The sequence below is a fragment of the Pseudomonas sp. IT-P258 genome (assembly GCF_949767825.1).
Lineage (GTDB): Bacteria > Pseudomonadota > Gammaproteobacteria > Pseudomonadales > Pseudomonadaceae > Aquipseudomonas > Aquipseudomonas monachiensis.
This window is the reverse complement of sequence record NZ_CATKPU010000021.1, coordinates 23,167-44,732: the sequence shown is the minus strand read 5'-3', so window position 1 is coordinate 44,732 and position 21,566 is coordinate 23,167. Positions and strand designations below refer to the sequence as shown.

18 protein-coding genes are annotated in these 21,566 nt (G+C 60.4%); 9 read left to right on the top strand and 9 right to left on the bottom strand.

Features of this window, described 5'->3' with window-relative positions; genetic code table 11:
* Positions 1-29: 29 nt before the first annotated feature.
* The 8 genes from ACM6G4_RS07480 to ACM6G4_RS07445 all read right to left on the bottom strand — a co-directional run bounded on the left by ACM6G4_RS07480 (position 30) and on the right by ACM6G4_RS07445 (position 9,877).
* Positions 30-1,952: a PrkA family serine protein kinase gene (locus tag ACM6G4_RS07480; protein ID WP_007980217.1), complete on the bottom strand. Its 1,923-nt coding sequence runs from the start codon at positions 1,950-1,952 to the stop codon at positions 30-32.
* A gap of 297 nt (positions 1,953-2,249) precedes the next feature.
* A complete protein-coding gene (gene glpE / locus ACM6G4_RS07475) occupies positions 2,250-2,579 on the bottom strand; it encodes a thiosulfate sulfurtransferase GlpE (RefSeq protein WP_008051614.1) in 330 nt (109 codons plus the stop codon).
* A 33-nt stretch (positions 2,580-2,612) separates the two neighbouring features.
* Positions 2,613-3,494 carry a symmetrical bis(5'-nucleosyl)-tetraphosphatase gene (locus ACM6G4_RS07470; RefSeq protein WP_414913388.1) on the bottom strand — a complete coding sequence of 294 codons (882 nt, stop codon included), beginning with the start codon at positions 3,492-3,494 and terminating at the stop codon, positions 2,613-2,615.
* Complete coding sequence (gene apaG / locus ACM6G4_RS07465) at positions 3,494-3,874, bottom strand: Co2+/Mg2+ efflux protein ApaG (RefSeq protein ID WP_007980214.1); 381 nt, start codon at positions 3,872-3,874, stop codon at positions 3,494-3,496. Before apaG ends, ACM6G4_RS07470 begins: the two co-directional genes overlap by 1 nt.
* A gap of 115 nt (positions 3,875-3,989) precedes the next feature.
* Positions 3,990-4,799, bottom strand: coding sequence for a 16S rRNA (adenine(1518)-N(6)/adenine(1519)-N(6))-dimethyltransferase RsmA (gene rsmA, locus ACM6G4_RS07460; protein ID WP_414913387.1), 810 nt, complete (start codon positions 4,797-4,799; stop codon positions 3,990-3,992).
* Positions 4,796-5,785, bottom strand: a complete 990-nt coding sequence (gene pdxA / locus ACM6G4_RS07455) for a 4-hydroxythreonine-4-phosphate dehydrogenase PdxA (protein ID WP_056726643.1) — start codon at positions 5,783-5,785, stop codon at positions 4,796-4,798. Before pdxA ends, rsmA begins: the two co-directional genes overlap by 4 nt.
* Positions 5,782-7,098 (bottom strand): peptidylprolyl isomerase SurA, encoded by a 1,317-nt coding sequence (surA, locus tag ACM6G4_RS07450; protein ID WP_156385820.1) that lies wholly within the window; start codon positions 7,096-7,098, stop codon positions 5,782-5,784. The genes pdxA and surA overlap by 4 nt, the downstream gene beginning before the upstream one ends.
* Entirely contained in the window at positions 7,079-9,877 is a 2,799-nt protein-coding gene (locus ACM6G4_RS07445) for an LPS-assembly protein LptD (protein ID WP_056726645.1), read from the bottom strand. Before ACM6G4_RS07445 ends, surA begins: the two co-directional genes overlap by 20 nt.
* A 130-nt stretch (positions 9,878-10,007) precedes the next feature.
* On the opposite strand from ACM6G4_RS07445, the gene ACM6G4_RS07440 reads away from it, so the two are divergent.
* From ACM6G4_RS07440 to ACM6G4_RS07430, 3 genes are read left to right on the top strand one after another with little or no spacing between them, the layout of a single operon-like run.
* A complete protein-coding gene (locus ACM6G4_RS07440) occupies positions 10,008-11,027 on the top strand; it encodes an aminoglycoside phosphotransferase family protein (RefSeq protein ID WP_056726646.1) in 1,020 nt (339 codons plus the stop codon).
* On the top strand, positions 11,024-11,695 hold the full coding sequence (gene murU / locus ACM6G4_RS07435) for an N-acetylmuramate alpha-1-phosphate uridylyltransferase MurU (protein WP_223541850.1): 672 nt from the start codon (positions 11,024-11,026) through the stop codon (positions 11,693-11,695). The genes ACM6G4_RS07440 and murU overlap by 4 nt, the downstream gene beginning before the upstream one ends.
* A 1-nt stretch (position 11,696) precedes the next feature.
* Positions 11,697-12,464, top strand: a complete 768-nt coding sequence (locus tag ACM6G4_RS07430) for a TerB family tellurite resistance protein (RefSeq protein ID WP_414913386.1) — start codon at positions 11,697-11,699, stop codon at positions 12,462-12,464.
* A gap of 120 nt (positions 12,465-12,584) precedes the next feature.
* Here ACM6G4_RS07430 and ACM6G4_RS07425 read toward each other — a convergent pair whose 3' ends face one another.
* Entirely contained in the window at positions 12,585-13,574 is a 990-nt protein-coding gene (locus tag ACM6G4_RS07425; RefSeq protein WP_414913385.1) for an alpha/beta hydrolase family protein, read from the bottom strand.
* A gap of 73 nt (positions 13,575-13,647) precedes the next feature.
* On the opposite strand from ACM6G4_RS07425, the gene ACM6G4_RS07420 reads away from it, so the two are divergent.
* The 6 genes from ACM6G4_RS07420 to ACM6G4_RS07395 all read left to right on the top strand — a co-directional run bounded on the left by ACM6G4_RS07420 (position 13,648) and on the right by ACM6G4_RS07395 (position 21,473).
* Complete coding sequence (locus ACM6G4_RS07420; RefSeq protein WP_414913384.1) at positions 13,648-16,044, top strand: PAS domain S-box protein; 2,397 nt, start codon at positions 13,648-13,650, stop codon at positions 16,042-16,044.
* A 70-nt stretch (positions 16,045-16,114) separates the two neighbouring features.
* Positions 16,115-16,744 carry a response regulator transcription factor gene (locus tag ACM6G4_RS07415; RefSeq protein WP_008051638.1) on the top strand — a complete coding sequence of 210 codons (630 nt, stop codon included), beginning with the start codon at positions 16,115-16,117 and terminating at the stop codon, positions 16,742-16,744.
* Positions 16,745-17,001: 257 nt separating this feature from the next.
* On the top strand, positions 17,002-18,126 hold the full coding sequence (locus tag ACM6G4_RS07410; protein ID WP_056726651.1) for an ABC transporter ATP-binding protein: 1,125 nt from the start codon (positions 17,002-17,004) through the stop codon (positions 18,124-18,126).
* A 48-nt stretch (positions 18,127-18,174) separates the two neighbouring features.
* A complete protein-coding gene (locus ACM6G4_RS07405; RefSeq protein WP_056726652.1) occupies positions 18,175-19,218 on the top strand; it encodes an ABC transporter substrate-binding protein in 1,044 nt (347 codons plus the stop codon).
* A 170-nt stretch (positions 19,219-19,388) separates the two neighbouring features.
* A complete protein-coding gene (locus tag ACM6G4_RS07400; RefSeq protein ID WP_095964075.1) occupies positions 19,389-20,636 on the top strand; it encodes an ABC transporter permease in 1,248 nt (415 codons plus the stop codon).
* Between the two features lie 12 nt (positions 20,637-20,648).
* Positions 20,649-21,473 carry an ABC transporter permease gene (locus ACM6G4_RS07395; RefSeq protein ID WP_007980200.1) on the top strand — a complete coding sequence of 275 codons (825 nt, stop codon included), beginning with the start codon at positions 20,649-20,651 and terminating at the stop codon, positions 21,471-21,473.
* Positions 21,474-21,566: the final 93 nt, after the last annotated feature.

The window sequence follows — 21,566 nt, the reverse complement described above, 5'->3', positions numbered from 1 at the left end:
TGACGACAACCGGTCTGACCGGCAGCGGGTTATTGTGATTTTCTGACCCGCAGGTACCACTCGGAGAGCAGTCGTACCTGTTTGTCGGTGTAGCCCCGCTCGACCATCCGTGTGACGAAGTCGTTGTGTTTCTGCTGGTCCTCTTTGCTGGCCTTGGCATTGAAGCTGATGACTGGCAGCAGGTCCTCGGTGTTGGAGAACATTTTCTTCTCGATGACCACCCGCAGTTTTTCGTAGCTGAGCCAGGTCGGGTTCTTGCCGTTGTTGTTGGCCCGGGCGCGCAGTACGAAGTTGACGATTTCGTTGCGGAAATCCTTCGGATTGCTGATGCCGGCCGGTTTTTCGATTTTCTCCAGTTCTTCGTTCAACGCTACGCGGTTGAGGATCTCGCCGGTTTCCGGGTCGCGGTACTCCTGGTCCTGGATCCAGAAGTCGGCGTACAGCACATAACGATCGAAGATGTTCTGACCGTACTCGCTGTAAGACTCGAGGTAGGCGGTCTGGATCTCCTTGCCGATGAACTCGATGTAGCGCGGTGCCAGGTACTCCTTGAGGAAGCGCAGATAGCGTTCGCGGGTCTCGGCCTGGAACTGTTCCTGCTCGATCTGTTGTTCAAGCACGTAGAGCAGGTGTACCGGGTTGGCGGCGATTTCGTGCGGATCGAAGTTGAACACCTTGGACAGGATCTTGAATGCGAAGCGGGTCGAAAGACCGTTCATGCCTTCGTCGACGCCCGCATTGTCGCGGTATTCCTGAATCGATTTGGCTTTCGGATCGGTATCCTTGAGGTTCTCGCCGTCGTACACGCGCATCTTCGAGTAGATGTTGGAGTTTTCCGGCTCCTTGAGGCGCGAGAGCACGGTGAACTGGGCCAGCATCTTCAGGGTATCCGGCGCGCAATGCGCCTTGGCCAGCGAACTGTTGAATAGCAGCTTGTCGTAGATCTTGACTTCGTCACTGACCCGCAGGCAGTACGGCACTTTGACGATGTAGATCCGGTCGATGAAGGCTTCGTTGTTCTTGTTATTGCGGAAGGTATGCCACTCCGATTCGTTGGAGTGGGCCAACAGGATCCCGGTGAACGGAATCGCGCCGAGGCCTTCGGTACTGTTGTAGTTGCCCTCCTGGGTGGCGGTCAGCAGTGGGTGCAGCACCTTGATGGGTGCCTTGAACATTTCGACGAATTCCATCAGGCCCTGGTTGGCCCGGCACAGGGCGCCCGAGTAGCTGTAGGCGTCGGCGTCATTCTGCGGGAACTCCTCCAGTTTGCGGATATCGACCTTGCCCACCAGCGCCGAGATGTCCTGGTTGTTTTCGTCGCCAGGTTCGGTCTTGGCCACGGCGATCTGGTTGAGGATCGACGGGTAGAGTTTCACCACGCGGAACTGGCTGATGTCGCCGCCGAATTCGGCCAGGCGCTTGGTCGCCCATGGCGACATGATGGTGTTGAGGTAGCGCCGTGGAATGCCGAAGTCTTCTTCCAGGATCGCTCCATCTTCAGTGGAGTTGAACAGACCCAGGGGCGACTCGAAAACCGGCGAGCCCTTGATGGCATAGAAGGGCACTTTTTCCATCAGTTGCTTGAGCTTCTCGGCCAGGGACGATTTACCGCCACCGACTGGGCCGAGCAGGTAAAGGATCTGTTTCTTCTCTTCCAGGCCCTGCGCGGCATGGCGGAAATACGACACGATCTGGTCGATGCATTCTTCCATCCCGTGGAAGTCTTCAAAGGCCGGATAGCGACGGATGACCTTGTTGGAGAAGATGCGCGACAGTCTCGAGTTGGTCGAGGTGTCGAGCAGTTCCGGTTCACCGATGGCCAGCAGTAGACGCTCGGCGGCGGAAACGTAGGCGCTACGGTCTTTTTTGCACAGTTCCAGATACTCTTGCAGAGAGAGTTCTTCCTGGCGTGTGGACTCGAAGCGTTGTTGGAAGTGGCTAAAGATACTCATGACGTCACCTCGCTCGATACGTGGAGCCGACGCCGGATCACTCAGTCGATGCTGGCAGCAACCGAACAGGCGATTGCTGTTTACCCCCCAGAACTCTCCCGGAGCTGACTACTCCGAAAGCTACTCCCGATGACCCGTGCGCCGGTGTACCGGCTCTCCCCTGTTTTGGATGGCCTGGGCTTAAGGATAGTTGGGAATTCGGGAGGTAAAGGCGAGATACGTAATTAGTTGTGGCAGACCGTTCGTCTGCCACCGCGCCAGCCCGCGGGAGCCGGGGCCTGCAACGTTACAAAAAAATTATTCAGTGGTGCCTTGCGCCGTTTCCGCAGGATACGTCGTACGCCACAACTCAAATCCGCCATCCATGCTGTAGACGTCGGAGAAGCCCTGGCTGATCAGGTAGGCGGCTGCGCCCTGGCTGGAATTGCCGTGATAGCAGACCACCACGGTCGGTGCATCGAGGTCGGCACCCTGGATGAAAGCGTGCAGGGAATGGTTATCCAGGTGCTTGGAGCCTGCGATGTGCAGGGCGGCAAAAGTGGCCGGGTCGCGGACGTCGACCACCACTGCGCCTTGTTCGCGCAGGGCCTGGGCCTGTTCCGGGGGGATACGTTTGAATTCGCTCATGGCGGGCTCCTGTGGCTCGGCTGAATGGGCAGTCTAGCGCGGGGCGCTGGCTGGCGATGTTTGGGGAATGGATGAGGCGACTGGCGGCACGGCATGACCGTGTTCGTCGCATTTGCAGGACCGGCGCTCAAAGCTGTCGACGTTCATCAGGGTCAGGGCGCCGCCCCAGACACAGCCTGTATCGAGTGCCGAAATACCCGGCTCTTCGACGTTGCCTTCCAGCGCTGCCCAGTGACCGAAGATGATCTTCAGGTCCTTGGTCTTGCGTTCCTTGTGCTGGAACCAGGGCTTGTAGCCAGGCGGTGCGGTATCGAGGCCTTCCTTGCTCTTGAGGTCGAGTTTGCCTTCGGCGGTGCAAAAGCGCATGCGCGTGAAATAGTTGGTGATCACCCGCAGGCGCGTCACGCCTTTGAGGTCGTTGTCCCATTTCGCCGGATCGTTGCCGTACATGCCATCGAGGTAGGGCGGCAACAGGTTGTCGTCGCGCAAGGCGGTCTCGACCTCGGCGGCACACTTCAAGGCTTTGCGCAGCGACCACTGCGGTGGAATGCCGGCATGGACCAGTGCAAGGTTGCGCTGTTCGTCGTAGTGCATGAGCTTTTGCTGGCGCAGCCATTCCAGCAGTTCGGCGCTATCGGGCGCTTCAATGATCTCGCGCAGGGTATCGGCCTTTTTCAGTCGCTCGATATTGCGTCCGGCCGCCAGCAGGTGCAGGTCATGGTTGCCGAGCACGCACACCAGCGATTCGCGAATGCTGTAGAGGAAGCGCAAGGTTTCCAGCGACTGCGGGCCGCGGTTGACCAGGTCGCCCACCAGCCACAGGCGATCCCGTTGTGGGTCGAACGCCACTTGTTTGAGCAGGCATTGCAGGGCTTGAAGACAGCCTTGCAGGTCACCGACAGCGTACGTTGCCATCAGTGCAAGGCTCCGGGCACCGCCAGGCGGAAGGGCGCGATGATGGCATCGAAGTGTTTGCCGTCGTCGGACAACATCTGATAGGTGCCTTGCATGGTGCCGACCTTGGTGGTCATGACCGTGCCGCTGCTGTAGGTGTGGCTCTTGCCGGGGTCGATCAACGGTTGCTGGCCGACGACGCCTGCGCCGCGCACTTCTTCGACATGCCCGTCACCATCGGTGATGACCCAGTGCCGTGAAAGCAGTTTGGCGGGCATTTCACCATTGTTTTGCACGGTGATGGTGTAGGCGAAGGCAAAGCGGTCGTGCTCGGGTTGCGATTGTTCTGCCAGATAGCGAGTGACGACGCTGACGTCGACCTGATAGCGAGGATCGGACATGCAAGGGGCCTTAAAAACGAAGCGGGACGCGGGGCGTAGCTGTTGGGGTTCAGTCTAGGCCAAGTATCGGGTAGTAGACCAGAGTGGCGTCCTACCCGATAGCGCTCATCGCTTGTCAGTCTGCGGCAGGCTTTTGTTCGCTGAGCTTGTCAGCCAGGCGCACGAACGCGGCCAGGTCGAGTTGCTCGGGACGCAGGCTGCCATCGACACCGGCGGCTTCGATTTCAGCATTGCTCAGCAACAGCTTGAGGGTGTTGCGCAGGGTTTTGCGGCGCTGGTTGAACGCTTCGCGCACGACGCGTTCCAGCAGGCGGTGATCCTTGGCCGGGTGTGGCAGTACCGCGTGGGGCACCAGGCGCACGATGGCCGAGTCGACTTTCGGTGGCGGGTTGAACGCGCTAGGGCCGACGTTGAACAGGTGCTCGACCCTGCAGTGGTACTGAACCATGATCGACAAGCGACCCCAGTCACCACCACCAGGGCCGGCAGCCAGGCGCTCGACCACTTCCTTTTGCAGCATGAAGTGCATGTCGCGAATCAGGTGCGAGTTGTGCAGCAGGTGAAAAATCAGCGGGGTGGAGATGTTGTACGGCAGGTTGCCGACCACTCGCAGGCTGCCAGGCGCGGCATTCAGGCTGTTGAAGTCGAACTTCAGCGCATCGCCCTGATGCAGGTTGAAGTTGCTCTTGCCGGCAAACTGCTGGTTGAGGATCGGGATCAGGTCCTTGTCCAGTTCCACCACATCAAGTTGCGCGCCGCTGCTGAGCAGGCCTTGGGTCAGTGCACCCTGGCCCGGGCCGATTTCCAGCAGGCGGTCTTCTGCCTTGGCATGAATGGAGCGCAGGATGCGGTCGATAACGCCGGCATCGTGCAGGAAGTTCTGGCCAAAGCGTTTGCGCGCCTTGTGTTGGTAGTGCTCGGTCATAAACGGGTCTCGGCCATCTGGTAGGCGGTTTCCAGGGCGACTTGCAGGCTGCCGGTGTCGATCCTGCCGCTGCCGGCCAGGTCCAGGGCTGTGCCGTGGTCGACCGAGGTGCGGATGATCGGCAAGCCGAGGGTCACGTTGACTGCCGCGCCGAAGCCTTTGTACTTCAGCACCGGCAGGCCCTGGTCGTGGTACATCGCCAGCACCGCATCGCAGTGCTCCAGATATTTGGGGGTAAACAGAGTGTCGGCGGGCAGGGGGCCACGAAGGTCCATGCCCTCGCCGCGCAGGCGCTCTAATGTGGGTTCGATGATATCGATTTCTTCATGGCCCAGGTGTCCGCCTTCGCCGGCATGGGGGTTGAGCCCGCAGACCAGGATGCGTGGCCGGGCGATGCCGAACTTGCTTTTCAGGTCGGCGTGCAGGATTCGCGTGACGCGTTCCAGACGCTCTGGCGTGATTGCATCGGCAATCTCGCGAAGGGGCAGGTGAGTGGTCACCAGGGCCACGCGCAAGCCGCGTGTAGCCAGCATCATCACCACTTGCGCGGTGTGGGTCAGGTCGGCGAGGAATTCCGTGTGCCCGGAAAAGGCGATGCCGGATTCGTTGATGACGCCTTTGTGCACCGGCGCGGTAATCATGCCGGCGAAATGTCCGTCCAGGCAGCCCTGGCCGGCGCGGGTCAGGGTTTCCAGTACGAAGGCAGCGTTGGCCTTGTCCAGTTGCCCGGCGACGACCTTGGCATTGAGCGGTGTATCCCAGACATACAGGCTGTTGGCTGGCGCGGGTGCATCCGGCCAGTTGTCCGGTGTGACCGGTAGCAAATCGACAGCCACACCCAGCTGCGCGGCCCGCTCAATGAGCAGGTCGCGGCTGGTAATGGCAATCAGGGGATGAGGCTGGGCTTGCGAGGCGAGCAGCAAGCACAGGTCGGGACCTATGCCGGCTGGTTCGCCGGGTGTCAGCGCGAAACGTTGGGGTTTCACTGCGCTGCCTGGTCGGCGCCAGGGAGTTTGATTTCCACGTACGCTTCGTCACGGATCTGACGCAGCCAGGTTTGCAGCTCTTCATCGTATTTGCGGTTACGCAAAACGGTCATTGCTTGCTGCTCGCGAGCCTGTGAGGTGCTGTCGGTGGCGCGACGGCCAAGGACTTCCAGGACGTGCCAGCCGTACTGAGTCTGGAACGGCCTGGACAGCTGACCTTGCGGGGTCTTGGCCATCACTTCGCGGAATTCCGGCACCAGTGCGTTCGGGTCGATCCAGTTCAGGTCGCCGCCGTTAAGGGCTGAACCCGGGTCTTCCGAGTAGCTTTTCGCCAGCTCGCCGAAGTCTTCGCCAGACTCGATACGGCTGTAGAGCGACTCAACCAGGGCCTTGGTTTTTGCTTCGTCGCGGATCGGGCTCGGTTTGACCAGGATGTGGCGCACATGCACTTCGTCGCGCATCTGGGTCTGGCCGCCACGCTTTTCGAGGACCTTCAGGATGATGAAGCCGCCCGGGGTGCGCATTGGCTGGGTGACATCACCCACCGGCATGGTGCTCAGCAGGCGATCGAACGGCGGAGGCAATTGAGCGGCTTTACGCCAGCCCATGTCACCACCCTCCAGTGCGGTTTCGCTGGCGGACTTGGCGATTGCCAACTGACCGAAGTCAGCGCCTTGCTTGAGCTGCTGGTAAATCGCATCGGCCTGCTTGGCTGCACTCTGAATCGCATCGGAGTTGGCGCTTTCCGGCGTAGGAATCAGGATGTTGGCCAGGTGGAACTCTTCAGACAGCTGCATTTTGCCCAGGTCGGACGCCAGGAAATTCTTCACTTCCTGCTCGGAGATCTGGATGCGTTCGGCGACCCGACGCTGGCGTACACGGCTGATGACCATTTCGCGGCGAATCTGCTCGCGTGCGTCGTCGTAGGACAGACCGTCGCGAGTCAGGGCGGTGCGGAACTGCTCGACCGACATGTTGTTGCGCTGGGCAATGGTGCCGACAGCCTGGTTCAATTCTTCGTCGGTAATGCGGATGCCGGAGCGCTCGCCGATCTGCAATTGCAGGTTTTCGACGATCAGGCGCTCAAGGACCTGCTGTTCCAGCACGCTGGCCGGCGGCACGGCAGAACCGCGCTTGGCAATGGTTTTTTGAACTTCATGAACCCGTTGGTCCAGTTGGCTCTGCATGACCACGTCGTTGTCGACGATGGCCACCACTTTATCGATGGACTGCACGGCGGCGCTGGCCGCCGTACTCAGGAACAGCGCGCCCAGCATCAGCGGGCGCAGACAATCAGAAAGCTTGGTCTTCACGTTCACGATAACCTTGAATGCCTTTGTCGAGGAAGCTCTCGGCCTTGGAGCCGGTAAGGCCGCCGAGTCCCTTCAGAACAATTTGGAGGAAGACGCCATGGTCGCCTTTTTCGTTTTGCGGTGCTTCCTGGCTGAACTCGTCGTAATCAACGAAGTAACGGTTGATCAGGCGCAGTTTCCAGCAGCAGTTGTCGTACTCGAAACCACCGAATGCATCCAGGGTACGGTTGCGGTTGTAGTCATACTGCCAACGGCTGATAACGCTCCATTGCGGCACGATTGGCCAGATCACCGAGAAGTCGTGCTGTTCGATCTTGTAGTAATCCTTCACGTAGCCAGGCTGGCCAGGGGTGCCGTAGTCACCGCCGCCCACAGTCCATTTACCGGTGTTCTGGTCGTAACGGACCTGGTCATTACGATAGCGGTAGCCGAAGTTGACGATCTTGTTCGGATTGTCTTCAGGCTGGTAGTGGAACATCGCGCTGCCCGAGCGAGGGCTGCGGCTGTCCGGGTCCCAGTTGTAGTCGGCGGTGGTACGCCAGTCGCGGTTCCAGCGATATTCGTATTCCAGTGCGTACGGCGAAACGCTGGCTTGGGCATCGGCACGGGTTTTTGCATCGATACCCGGCAACTGAACTTCGCGGTCCTTGAAGTACAAGGCCTGGCCGACACTGATGCGCTGACGCTCGAAACCGTCGTCTTCGATCCAGCGGCTGGTCACGCCCAGGGACAGTTTGTTCTCGTCGCCGACACGGTCGGAGCCGGAGAAGCGGTTGTCACGGAACAGCGATGCATAGTTGAAGGTGTATTCGCTGGTGTCGAATACCGGGATGTCTTCCTGGTCGACCTCAGGCACGTACAGGTAGAACAGGCGCGGCTCGAGGGTCTGGCGGTAGTTCTTGCCGAAATACTGGGTATTGCGATCGAAGTACAGGCCGCTGTCGATGCTGGCGATTGGTACGCCGCGGTTCTGGTTGCTGTCGAACGTTCCCAGGAGCTTGTCCTGTTCTGCGGTCTGATTCGCAATCTGACCTTTGCCAGTGCTGTCCAGGTCCAGTTGGTACTGGGTGTACTGGTACTTGAGCTTCGGTGTCAGGAAGCCGTACGTCGTATTCATCGGCAAGCTGATGGCGGGCGCCAGGTTCAGGCGGTCGCCATTGGCACGAGCCAGGCCTTGAACGTTGTTATCGAGGCGGGGAGAGCCGACACCGTCTTCGTCAAAGTATGTTCCGCTCTGCAGATCCCGGTCAAACCGCACGAGTTCGGTGTTGTACGTGAAGTCCAGGCCTTCCGGATGATAAGGCAGCATGCCGTCGAGGGTGAGCTGCGGCAGGCGGTCGTACGGCGTAATGTTCGACACGCTCGCCAGTTCGTAGGCCTGGGCGTTCACGCGAGCGGAATAGCTGTCGCCACGATAGGTGACGGAGCCTTGCTGGTTCACGTAGTCGTTGCTTTTGATGCCAATCTGGTCGGTCTGCAGATCCTGGAAGTAATACGGATCGCTGATCTTGGTGTAGTCGACTTGCGTGAGCACTCGCGAGTCGAGACCGCCCTTGTGCTGCCAGTTGTACATGTAGCGGGTTTTTTCGGCGTCGCTCTGCTTGTCGCGTTCGTTGCTTTCGTCGTTGAGGTACGCCGCACCGAACTGGCCTTCGCTGGACTTGGTCAGGTAGCGGAATTCGCCTTCCATCAACAAGCCGTGCTTTTCCATGTAGCGCGGGTACAACGTGGCATCGTAGTTCGGCGCCAGGTTGAAGTAATACGGGGTGACCAGCATGAAGCCGGTATCGCTGCCGGTGCCGATAGTCGGCGGCAGGAAGCCGGACTGGCGACGGTCGTCGATCGGGAAATAGATGTACGGCGTGTACAGGATCGGAATGTCCTTGACCCGCAGCGTCACGTTGGTCGCGGTACCGAAGCCGGTGGCCGGGTTCAGGGTGATGTTGTTGCCCTTGAGCTGCCAGGCGTTGCTGTTCGGTTCGCACGTGGTGTACGTACCATCCTTGAGGCGGATGATCGCGTTCTCGGCACGTTTGGCGTACAGCGCATTACCGCGGATGCGGGATTTGTGCATCACGTATTCGGCGTTGTCGACCTTGGCTTCGCCGGTGTCGAGCTGTACGTCGGCGTGGTCGCCGACGATCAGGGCGCCGTTGTCGCGAATGCGCACGTTGCCGTTCAGGTCGCCACGGCTCTCGGCCTGGTAAAGGTTGGCTTCGTCTGCTTCGACCTGCATGCTGCCCTGGCGCATGACAACGTCGCCGGCCAGGGTCGCGACTTGCTCATCCTGCTTATAGCGGGAGGCTTTTGCGCCGATAAAGGTTGGAGCGTCACTTTTATTGGTCTTGTCATCCATGCCAGGACGAATCGGTTCGATATAGGAACCAGAGCAATAAGGACCGGTTTCGGCCAATTGTGCGGCGGTGAGCTGCTCGCGGGGAACCCAGTCGAGGTGACTGTAGTCTGCGCTACGCGACTTCAGGCCACGGCCTTTGGATTCGGTGACCAGCACCGGCTTGGCGCCGGCGTCTTCGCTGGAACCGTTCTCGGCCGGAGCTTCGCCGGTGGCCGAAACTGCGCTGCCGTCATGGACGGGACGCGGTGGCAATGCAGCCGCCGGCGTCTTTGGCGCACAGTCCCAGGAACCCGAAGCAGAGACTGAGCAGTCATACTGTTCCGCGGCGACCACGTAGGAAGTGGCAAGGGGTTGCAGCGCCAGCAAACTGCCGGTAACCAACAACGGAAATTTTTTACGAAACGCGGGGGATTTCAATGCCATCTTATTAGTCCGGGCTTCCTGCGTGCCATCTGCCCGCGGTGTGGGCCGCACGCCTCTCGATGGTCTGAAAAAGATGCTGGATAATAAAGCATGACCCGCTTGACGGCTAGCGCCGTCGGAGACCCTTGCAATGCCTGATCAAGATGTACGCTTGCAACACCTGAAAGTTTGGCTCGATGAACAATTGGCGACCCTTTTTGCCGAGCAGGGCTGGGGCGTCGTACCCCCGGCCACGTTGACTGCGGCCAGCAGTGACGCTAGTTTTCGGCGGTATTTCCGTTGGCAAGGCGATGGCAAAAGTTTCATTGTGATGGACGCGCCGCCGCCCCAGGAAAACTGCAAACCCTTCGTGGATATCGCTTTTTTGCTGGCGAAATCCGGAATAAATGTGCCGAAAATTTATGCCGAAGACCTCGAACGCGGTTTTCTTTTGCTCAATGACCTGGGCAACAAGACCTATCTGGACGTCATCGACAGCGAAAACGCCGACAATTTGTTCAAGGATGCCCTGCAGGCGTTGCTGGCTTTCCAGCAGTTGCCAATGGTTGCGCCTTTGCCGAGCTATGACGTGGCCTTGCTGCGTCGCGAGCTGGAACTGTTCCCCGAGTGGTACGTGAAGCGCGAACTGGGCATCGAATTTGACGCGGCACAACAAGTGCTCTGGCAGCAGGTCAGCGAACTGTTGATCGACAGCGCCCTGGCTCAACCGAAAGTCCTGGTGCATCGCGACTACATGCCGCGCAACCTGATGCTCAGCGAACCCAATCCCGGCGTGCTGGATTTCCAGGATGCGGTGTATGGCCCGGTGACCTACGACGTGACCTGCCTGTTCAAGGATGCATTCCTCAGCTGGCCCGAGGAGCGCGTGCACGGCTGGCTCGAAAGCTACTGGCAGCAGGCGGGCGCCCTCGGGATTGCGGTTCAGCCCGACTTCGAGGACTTCCTGCGTGCCAGCGACTTGATGGGCGTGCAACGTCACCTGAAAGTCATCGGCATTTTCGCGCGCATCTGTCATCGCGACGGTAAACCGCGCTATCTGGGTGACGTGCCACGTTTCTTTGCGTACATAGAAGCAGTGATCGCTCGTCGCCCTGAGCTGGCCGAACTGGATGTGCTGCTGGCCAGTCTGCGTGCCGGAGTGAAAGCATGAAGGCAATGATTCTGGCCGCGGGTAAAGGCGAGCGCATGCGCCCGCTGACCCTGACCACGCCAAAACCGCTGGTGCGTGCAGGCGGCGTGCCGCTGATCGAGTATCACCTGCGAGCGCTGGCAGCCGCCGGGTTCACCGACATCGTGATCAATCACGCCTGGCTCGGTCAGCAGATCGAAGACTATCTGGGCGATGGTTCGCGTTATGGCGTGAGCATTCAGTACTCGGCCGAAGGTGAGCCCCTGGAAACCGGCGGCGGGATTTTCCGCGCGTTGCCGTTGCTGGGGGATGAAGCGTTTGTCGTGGTCAATGGCGACATCTGGACCGATTACGATTTCAGCGTGCTGCATCAACCCATCAACGGCCTGGCGCACCTGGTGCTGGCCAGTAACCCGGCCCATCATCCGGCCGGGGACTTCAGCCTGGTCGAAACGCAGGTCCGCGACGGTCAGCCAGAGATTGGCACCCTGACCTACAGCGGTATCGCCGTGTTGCATCCGCAGTTGTTCGACGGTTGCACCGCCGGGGCCTTCAAGCTCGCGCCGCTGTTACGCAAAGCCATGGCTGACGGTCAGGTGACTGGCGAGCAGTTGAAGGGGGACTGGGTCGATGTCGGTACTCACGAGCGTCTGGCCGAAGTTGAAACATTAATAGAAGCGAGGCGCTGACATGTTGTGGCCAGGGACTCTGATCGGAGCCGGAGCAGGCTATGCCATAGCCAGTATTCCGGGGGCCATTCTCGGTGCGTTGTTGGGGCAGGCGCTGGACCGGCGCTTGCACCTGCAGAGCTGGGGGCACTTGCGGGAAAAACTGGGCGGTCGCCCAGTGCTGCGTAACGATGAATTGCTGTTTGTCCTGTTGGGGCGACTGGCCAAGTGTGACGGCCAGGTGATGGCCGGGCACATCGAACAGGCCCGGGCGGAAATGCGCTCGCTGGAGATGTCCGAGTCGGCCCAGCGTCGTGCGATTGCCGCGTTCAATCGCGGCAAGTCGGGCAACGACCGCCTGCGCGGTTATTTGCGTCGCCTGAGTGCCCAGCCCCATGCGGCGGAAGGTGTGTTACGCGCCTGTTGGCGAATGGTCTGGGCCGATGGTCGTGCCGGCAGCAGTGAACGTCAATTGATCGGCCAATGGGGCAAGTGGTTGGGCTGGACATCCCATCAGGTGCAGGCGTTGGCCCACGATTATGAACCGCAGAAACGGCCCTTGGGCAAAAGTGTGCCCAGTTATCAGGACGCGCTGAGGCTTTTGGGGGTGTCGGCCACCGCTGAGCCGGCGCAGATCAAACGTGCTTATCGGCGCCTGCTCAGTCGCCATCATCCGGACAAGATTGCCGGCACTGGCGCGACGGCCACGCAGGTGCGTGAGGCCACCGAACGAACGCGTGAACTGCATAACGCCTACACGCTGATTCGGGAGCGACGGGATTTTCGCTAGCCAGTGATACCGCTATCGCGAGCAAGCTCGCTCCCACAGGTTTTGTGTCGTTCGCAATTTTCTGATCGGCAAAAAACCTGTGGGAGCGTGGCTTGCCCGCGATGATCGCGCCTCGGTCTGTCAGCCCGCCGGGTTCTGCGGATTCAACCAACCTCGCACCCGACGAAACAGCTGCTCCTGTTCGGCCTTGTTATCCGGCAACGCCTTGAGTGCGACCTGGCTGAATGCCGATGATTTCTGGCGTTTGCTGGCCTGCAGGCGCTCCAATGCTGCATCGCGATCCAGCGCTTTGTCCTTGTAGAAAATATCTGCGGTCGGCAGTTTCAGGGTCGGGGTCAGCTCGGCCAGCCCGGGCGTGGCCGCCACAGGTGTCCGGGCGGCAACCATCAGCATTTTTTCGACCTGCGATGGCTGTTTTTCGCTCAGGTAGCGCGCGGCCCAATAGGCGCCCGAACCATGCCCCAACACCACGATGCCGCGGGCGCTTTGCTGTTCGGCGAAGGCGATCGCGGCATCGATTCGGGCAAAGATCCGCTCGGCATCTGCCTTGGACTGTTCCTCGGTGGTTTCGGCGAAGGGCTTGTCGGCCACATCGGCCTCGCCACCGGCCACCTGTTCGATAGGGGCCGCGGTGGTCGAGTCTTTACTGCCGGTTTCGGCGGGTTTGGGTGTCGGCGCTGCTTCGACGATTCGTGGCGCAATGGCATCGCTTTGCAGGTCTGGCAAGGTGATACTCAGGCTGCTCCACTCGGCATCCGGCAATTTGCGCCGCAAAGGGCCTACTGCTTGCGGCCAGTCAACGGTTTCGCCGGCGCCGGGGATGATAATCACCGCGCCTTTGGGTTCGGCGGTATTGGCCGGTTTCCACAAGGCCAGAAACGTGTCGGTGCCTGCTTGCAGTTGTTGCTGTTCCTGAGCCGGGATCTTTCGCTCAAGTGCAGTCGCTTCTTCCTGACTACGCTCAGGCAGCGGCTGACGTTCGAGTGGTTTTTCTTCGGCGGTTTTTTCCTCCGCGGCGGGCGCCGGGTCGGCCGCCTTGACGGAAAAAGCGCAAGGCAGGATCAGCGACAGGCACAATGCTGGCAGTGCCAGGCGGTAGACAGGGGGCATCGGATATTCCAGGCCAGAAGATGTTCCGGCAGCCTAATGGGTTGGTCTGTATTTGTCAGGGTGTGAGAGTTCAATGATGCGTTTTCGCTGCCTGTGGGTTATCGGCTGTTTGTGGTTTCCCTTGATGGGCTGGGCGGCCGCCGCGCCTCCGGCGCCCGTTGCCCAACTGTCCCCGAAACAGCAGCACTGGCTGGCGCAGCAGGGCGAGTTGCGGGTCGGCGTGGTGTTGCAGGCGCCCTATGCGCAATACGACCGCCGCTTGCAGCGCTTGTCCGGGGTGAACATCGAGTTGATGAAGTGGTTGGCTAAAAACCTCAATGTCGAACTGAGCTGGCGCAATTTTCCCGACCTTGAACAATTGGAAGCCGCGGCCCGCGAGGGCGAAATCGACATCGCTCCGGGCCTGACCCAGACCCCTGGCGGGCTGCGTCTCTGGCAGTTTTCCGACCCCTACATGCGGGTGCCGCAATTGGTGGTCAGCGACCAGAAAAGCGCTGGCGCGGTCGAGTTGGAAAAACTCGACAGCCAGACCCGCGTCGCCGTGCGCATGCCCAGTGCCATCGCCGACTACCTGCGTGGCAACTACCCGCACCTGAATCTGCAAGGTGTACCGATGGAGCGCCAGGCATTGCAATTACTGGTTGGCCAGCAGGCAACTTATGCGGTGATCGATGAGGCGCAACTGGGACGCTTGTCGGTCGAGACGGAGTTCGCCGGGTTGGTGGTGGTGGGGGATGTCGGCCTGCCGCAACTGCTGCGGGTGGCCACGCGGCGCGACAAGCCGGAACTGGCGGGCATCGTCGAAAGTGCATTGCGGGCGATCCCGGCCAAGGATCTGGAGCAACTGCACAATCAATGGCTGCAACCCAAGTATCCGCGGCTCACCGAGTCGCCGGGATTTTGGCAAAACCTCTGCCTTCTGCTGGCCGTGCTGGCGTCCAGTTGCATGGCCATTGTGGTCTGGCAGCGTCGCCAGCAGCACCACCTGGAGCAGCGTCTGCTGGCCGCGCAGGAAGACATTGCCTTGCGCGCCGCCAGCGAAGAGGCCCTGCGGCTCACCCAGTTTTCCATCGATCAGAGCACCGTTGGTATCCTCTGGGTCAACTGGGACAGCCATGTGCGCTACGCCAACCGCGCGGCGGAAAGCATGCTGGGCTATCCGGCCGGCGGGATCATCGATCGGCCCCTGATCGATTTCGAGCCTGGCCTGCACATGGACCGTTGGCTGAACCTGTGGAAGCGCGCCCGGGCCAGTGAAGACGGCCCGCAAAGCTTTGAATCCAATTGCGTGCGGGCCGATGGCAGCATCCTGCCGGCCGATGTCTCGTTGAGTTTTCTGCGCTTTCGCGATGGCGAATACCTGGTGGTTTACCTCAACGATGTCACCGAGAGGCGTCGCGCCCTGGCGGCCTTGCAGGAAAGCGAGGCGCGCCTGCAAGGCATCGCCGCCAACGTTCCGGGGCTGGTTTTCCGCCTGGAGCGGGCGCCGGTGACCGGTCAGATCGACTTTGCCTACATCAGTGAAGGCAGCGAAAGCCTGGTGGGTTACTCGCCGGCCACGCTGGCGCATCGCGATAAAGGCTTGCGCAGCCTGGTGCATCCGGATGACAAGGCCAGCTATCACCAGACCCAGGATCATGCGCTGGATACCGACAGCGACTGGTCGTGGCAGGGGCGAATCCTCACGCGTCAGGGCGAGCAGCGCTGGGCGGAAATCAAGGCCATCACCCGCCGGCTGGAAGACGGTGCCTATGTCTGGGACGGAATCGTCTGGGACATCAGCGAAAGCAAGCGCATCGAGCTTGAGCTGGCCAGCTCCCGGGAGCAGTTGCGTGAGTTGTCCGCACACCTGGAAAGCGTGCGCGAAGAAGAAAAGGCGCGCATTGCCCGGGAAGTTCACGACGAGTTGGGTCAGATGCTCACCGTGTTGAAGCTGGAAACGTCCATGTGCGAACTGGCTTACGCGCAGCTTGATCCGGGTCTGAACGAGCGCTTGAACAGCATGAAGCGCTTGATCGCTCAGTTGTTTCAGCTGGTTCGTGATGTGGCCACGGCATTGCGACCGCCGATTCTCGACGCGGGCATCGCCTCGGCCATTGAGTGGCAGGCCCGTCGATTCGAGGCGCGCACGCAGATCCCGTGTCTGGTGCAGGTGCCGGACAACTTGCCGGTGCTCAGCGATGCGAAGGCAATCGGTTTGTTCCGGATCCTTCAGGAAGCGCTGACCAATGTCATGCGGCACGCCCAGGCGCATACTGTTGAATTGACACTGGCGCTGGAAGGCGACGAGTTGTGTCTGACGGTCAGCGATGATGGCGTAGGATTTGTCGCCGCAGCTGGCAGGCCGACATCCTTTGGGGTGGTCGGCATGCGCGAGCGGGTGTTGATCATGGGCGGTGAGTTGTCGCTTGAGAGTGAGCCGGGTGAAGGCACGACTCTGAGTGTGCGAGTGCCGCTGGATGCAGCCTGATGTTTATCTATTGTTTGCTCTGACGTCATCGTCGGAACGCTCGCGATAGATCTTGACCCTGGAGAAGAACGTGATCCGTGTACTGGTAGCCGAAGACCACACCATTGTCCGCGAAGGCATCAAGCAGTTGATCGGCCTGGCCAAGGACTTGCTGGTAGTGGGGGAGGCGAGCAATGGTGAGCAGTTGCTCGACACCTTGCGTCATGTGCCCTGCGAAGTGGTGTTGCTGGATATCTCCATGCCGGGCGTCAACGGCCTGGAAGCGATTCCGCGGATTCGCGCCCTGAACAATCCACCCGCGATCCTGGTGCTGTCGATGCATGACGAAGCGCAAATGGCCGCCCGGGCGTTGAAGGTGGGCGCTGCGGGTTATGCGACCAAGGACAGCGACCCGGCGCTCTTGCTGACGGCCATTCGTAAAGTGGCGTCAGGCGGGCGTTATATCGACCCGGAACTGGCCGATCGCATGGTTTTCGAAGTCGGTCTTACCGACTCGCGTCCATTGCACTCGTTGCTCTCCGAGCGCGAATTCTCCGTGTTCGAACGCCTGGCCCAGGGCGCCAACGTCAATGACATCGCCCAGCAACTGGCGCTGAGCAGCAAGACCATCAGCACCCACAAGGCGCGGCTGATGCAGAAGCTCAACATCACCTCGCTGGCGGAACTGGTGAAGTACGCGATGGAACACAAGCTCCTCTAAAACACACCGAAATTCAGTGTGGTCCAGTGGTGGCATATCCATTTACGACAGCTCCAGATATCGCATGGGCTTGTTCTTGTGGCTTATAGCTGACCCCTTGCCACTACATTTGCCCAAACGCGCCATCCTTGTAGGGCAATCCCTACCCCCAACCTTCCATCCGGCTGAGGCCAATCTCTCTTGCCCCCCGATTTGCGCGGTCCCCAGCGTCCACTAGGCTTAGTCCCACAGCAGTCATCAATAACAAAGGTGTGGGTATGAGCCAGGTCGATTCAAGCGCAGGGGCCAATGATGTTCTGGTCAGCTTTCGTGGAGTGCAGAAGAGCTACGACGGCGAGAACCTGATCGTCAAGGACCTCAACCTGGACATTCGCAAAGGCGAATTCCTCACATTGCTCGGGCCGTCCGGTTCCGGCAAGACCACCAGCCTGATGATGCTCGCCGGCTTCGAAACGCCGACCGCGGGCGAAATCCTGTTGGGCGGGCGCGCCATCAACAACGTGCCGCCGCACAAGCGCGACATCGGCATGGTGTTCCAGAACTACGCATTGTTCCCGCACATGACGGTGGCCGAGAACCTGGCGTTCCCGCTGACCGTACGCGGCATGAACAAGAGCGACGTCAGTGCCCGGGTCAAGCGCGTGCTGAGCATGGTCCAGCTCGATGCCTTCGCCCAGCGCTACCCGGCGCAGCTTTCCGGTGGTCAGCAACAGCGTGTGGCATTGGCCCGCGCGCTGGTGTTCGAGCCGCAACTGGTGCTGATGGACGAACCCCTCGGCGCACTCGATAAACAACTGCGTGAACACATGCAGATGGAGATCAAGCACCTGCACCAGCGCCTGGGCGTCACCGTGGTCTACGTGACCCACGATCAGGGCGAAGCCTTGACCATGTCCGACCGTGTGGCGGTGTTCCACCAGGGTGAAATCCAGCAGATCGCGCCGCCGCGCACCCTCTATGAAGAGCCGAAGAACACCTTCGTCGCCAACTTCATCGGCGAGAACAACCGTCTCAATGGCCGCCTGCACAGCCAGACCGGCGACCGTTGCATTGTCGAGCTCGGGCGGGGTGAGAAGGTAGAGGCCTTGGCGGTCAACGTCGGCCAGACAGGCGAGCCGGTGACCCTGTCCATTCGTCCGGAGCGAGTGAGCCTCAATGGCTCCAGCGACCAATGCGTCAACCGCTTCTCCGGGCGAGTCGAGGAATTCATCTATCTGGGCGACCACGTCCGGGTTCGCATGGAAGTCTGCGGCAAGACCGACTTCTTCGTGAAACAGCCGATTGCCGAGCTAGATCCCTCGCTCGCCGTCGGCGACGTGGTACCGCTTGGCTGGCAGGTCGAACACGTTCGCGCGCTCGACCCACTTCTAGAGGCGCATTGATCGCCCCGGCAACACCAACACCAACCCTGCACGTGGAGAGAACAATAAATGTTGAGATCCCTGAAATTCACCGCTTTGGCACTGGGCATGATGGGCGCGGCACACGCAATGGCGGCCGGCCCGGACCTGACCGTGGTGTCCTTTGGCGGCGCGAACAAGGCGGCTCAGGTCAAAGCCTTCTACGCACCGTGGGAAGCGGCAGGCAACGGCAAGATCGTGGCCGGCGAGTACAACGGCGAAATGGCCAAGGTCAAGGCCATGGTCGACACCAAGAGCGTGTCCTGGGATCTGGTAGAGGTTGAGTCGCCGGAGCTGTCCCGTGGTTGCGACGAAGACATGTTCGAGCAGCTTGATCCGAAGTTGTTCGGCAAGACCGAAGACTACGTCAAGGGCGCCATCCAGCCTTGCGGCGTAGGTTTCTTCGTGTGGTCGACCGTGCTGGCGTACAACGCCGACAAGTTGAAAACCGCACCGACCAGTTGGGTGGATTTCTGGGACACCAAGCAGTTCCCGGGCAAGCGTGGCCTGCGTAAAGGCGCCAAGTACACCCTGGAATTCGCACTGATGGCCGACGGCGTTGCGCCCAAAGACGTCTACAAAGTGCTGGCCGGCAAGGACGGTCAGGACCGCGCGTTCAAGAAACTCGATGAGCTCAAGCCGAACATCCAGTGGTGGGAAGCCGGCGCACAACCGCCGCAATACCTCGCCTCGGGTGACGTGGTCATGAGCTCGGCCTACAACGGCCGTATCGCTGCCGTGCAGAAAGAAAGCAACCTGAAAGTCGTGTGGAACGGCGGCATCTACGACTTCGACGCATGGGCCATTCCAAAAGGTCTGGATGCCAAGCGCGCTGAAGCGGCGAAGAAGTTCATCGCCTTCTCGGTAATGCCGCAGCAGCAGAAGACCTACTCGGAAAACATCGCCTACGGCCCGGCCAACACCCAGGCCGTACCGCTGCTGGCCAAGGATGTCCTGAAAGACATGCCGACCACCCCGGAAAACATCGCCAACCAAGTGCAGATCGACGTCAGTTTCTGGGCTGACAACGGCGAGCAACTGGAACAGCGCTTCAACGCCTGGGCTGCCAAGTAGGAGCTGCCGAAGGCTGCGATCTTTTGATCTTGCTCTTCAGCGGTCTTGAATACGCCAAAAGATCGCAGGCTGCGCCAGCTCCTACAGGGACTGGCGTGTTTCATGAGTGTTGATGTAATGCGGCATCACCGTGGGTGGTGCCGCCCATTCAAAGATTCCCGGAGTACGTCATGGCTATCGCCGTTCCCCTGAACGAGGGCACCAGCCCCACCTTGAAGCAGCGGCTCAAGCACGCCGAGCGGGTCAATCGCTGGAAGGCCCAGGCGTTGATCGCGCCACTGGTGCTGTTTCTGTTGCTGGTGTTCCTGGTGCCGATCGTGGCGCTGCTCTACAAAAGCGTTGGCAACCCGGAAGTGGTCGGCGGCATGCCGCGCACCGTGACCGCCATCGCCAGTTGGGACGGCCGCGGCCTGCCCGCTGAACCGGTTTACAAAGCAGCGGCCGAAGACCTCGCCGAGGCTCGCAAGAATCAGACCCTGGGTGATCTGTCCAAACGCCTGAACATGGAACTGGCCGGCTACCGCAGCCTGCTGACCAAAACCGCCCGCGCCTTGCCGCTCGCAACCGAGCCGGCTTCTTATAAAGAAGCGCTGGAAGGTCTCGATGAGCGTTGGGGCGACCCGGCCTACTGGCAAGCGGTACGTCGCAACACCAGCAGCATCACCCCGTATTATCTGCTGGCGGCCGTCGATCACCGCATCGACGACCTCGGCGAAATCGCCCCGGCCACCCCGGATCAGGCGATCTACCTCGACATCTTCGCCCGTACCTTCTGGATGGGCCTGGTCATCACCGTGATCTGCCTGGTGCTGGCGTATCCACTGGCTTACCTGCTGGCGAACCTGCCGTCGCGTCAGAGCAACCTGCTGATGATCCTGGTGCTGCTGCCATTCTGGACTTCGATCCTGGTACGGGTCGCGGCGTGGATCGTGTTGCTGCAATCGGGTGGCCTGATCAACAGCGGCCTGATGGCCATGGGCATTATCGATAAGCCGATCGAGCTGGTGTTCAACCGCGTCGGTGTCTACATCTCCATGGTGCACATCCTGCTGCCGTTCATGATCCTGCCGATCTACAGCGTGATGAAAGGGATCTCGCCGACCTACATGCGCGCCGCGATTTCCCTCGGCTGCCATCCGTTCGCCAGCTTCTGGCGGGTGTATTTCCCGCAGACCTATGCCGGTGTCGGCGCCGGTTGCCTGTTGGTGTTCATCCTCGCCATCGGCTACTACATCACCCCGGCATTGTTGGGCAGCCCGAACGACCAGATGGTCAGCTACTTCGTCGCCTTCTACACCAACACCAGCATCAACTGGGGCATGGCGACCGCACTCGGTGGGCTGCTGTTGCTCGCGACGGTCGTGCTTTATCTGATTTACAGCTGGCTGGTAGGCGCAAGCCGCCTGCGCCTGAGCTAAGGGGAGAACGAAATGCTGAGTCCTTATATGTCGCCCATCGAACGGGTGTGGTTCTACAGCTTGCGGATTCTCTGCGGCTTGATTCTGTTGTTCCTGATCCTGCCGGTGCTGGTGATCATTCCACTGTCGTTCAACTCCGGCAGCTTCCTGGTGTACCCGCTGCAGGGCTTCTCATTGCAGTGGTATCACGATTTCTTCGCCTCGGCGGAATGGATGCGCGCCCTGAAGAACAGCATCATCGTCGCCCCGGCAGCCACGGTGCTGGCCATGGTCTTCGGTACGCTGGCGGCGATCGGCCTGACCCGGGGCGACTTCCCCGGCAAGGCGCTGGTAATGGCTCTGGTGATTTCACCGATGGTGGTGCCGGTGGTGATCATCGGTGTGGCCAGTTACCTGTTCTTTGCTCCGTTGGGATTGGGTAACAGCTTCTTCTCGCTGATCGTGGTGCATGCGGTGTTGGGTGTGCCGTTCGTGATCATTACCGTGTCGGCGACCTTGCAGGGGTTCAACCATAACCTGGTGCGGGCCGCTGCGAGCCTGGGTGCTTCGCCGCTGACCACGTTCCGCCGGGTGACCTTGCCGCTGATTGCGCCGGGCGTGATCTCCGGGGCGCTGTTTGCCTTTGCGACGTCGTTCGATGAGGTGGTGGTGACGCTGTTCCTCGCCGGCCCCGAACAAGCGACCCTGCCACGGCAGATGTTCAGCGGCATCCGCGAGAACCTCAGCCCGACCATCGCCGCCGCCGCGACGCTGCTGATTGCTTTCTCGGTGATCCTGCTGCTGACCCTGGAATGGCTGCGAGGGCGTAGCGAGAAACTGCGTACTGCGCAGGTCTGAAGCCGAACCCGGTAAAAATGTGGGAGCGGCGGTGCGGCGATCCGACTTGCTCGCGAAAGCGGAGTGTCAGCTGATGTATTGGTTGAATGACAC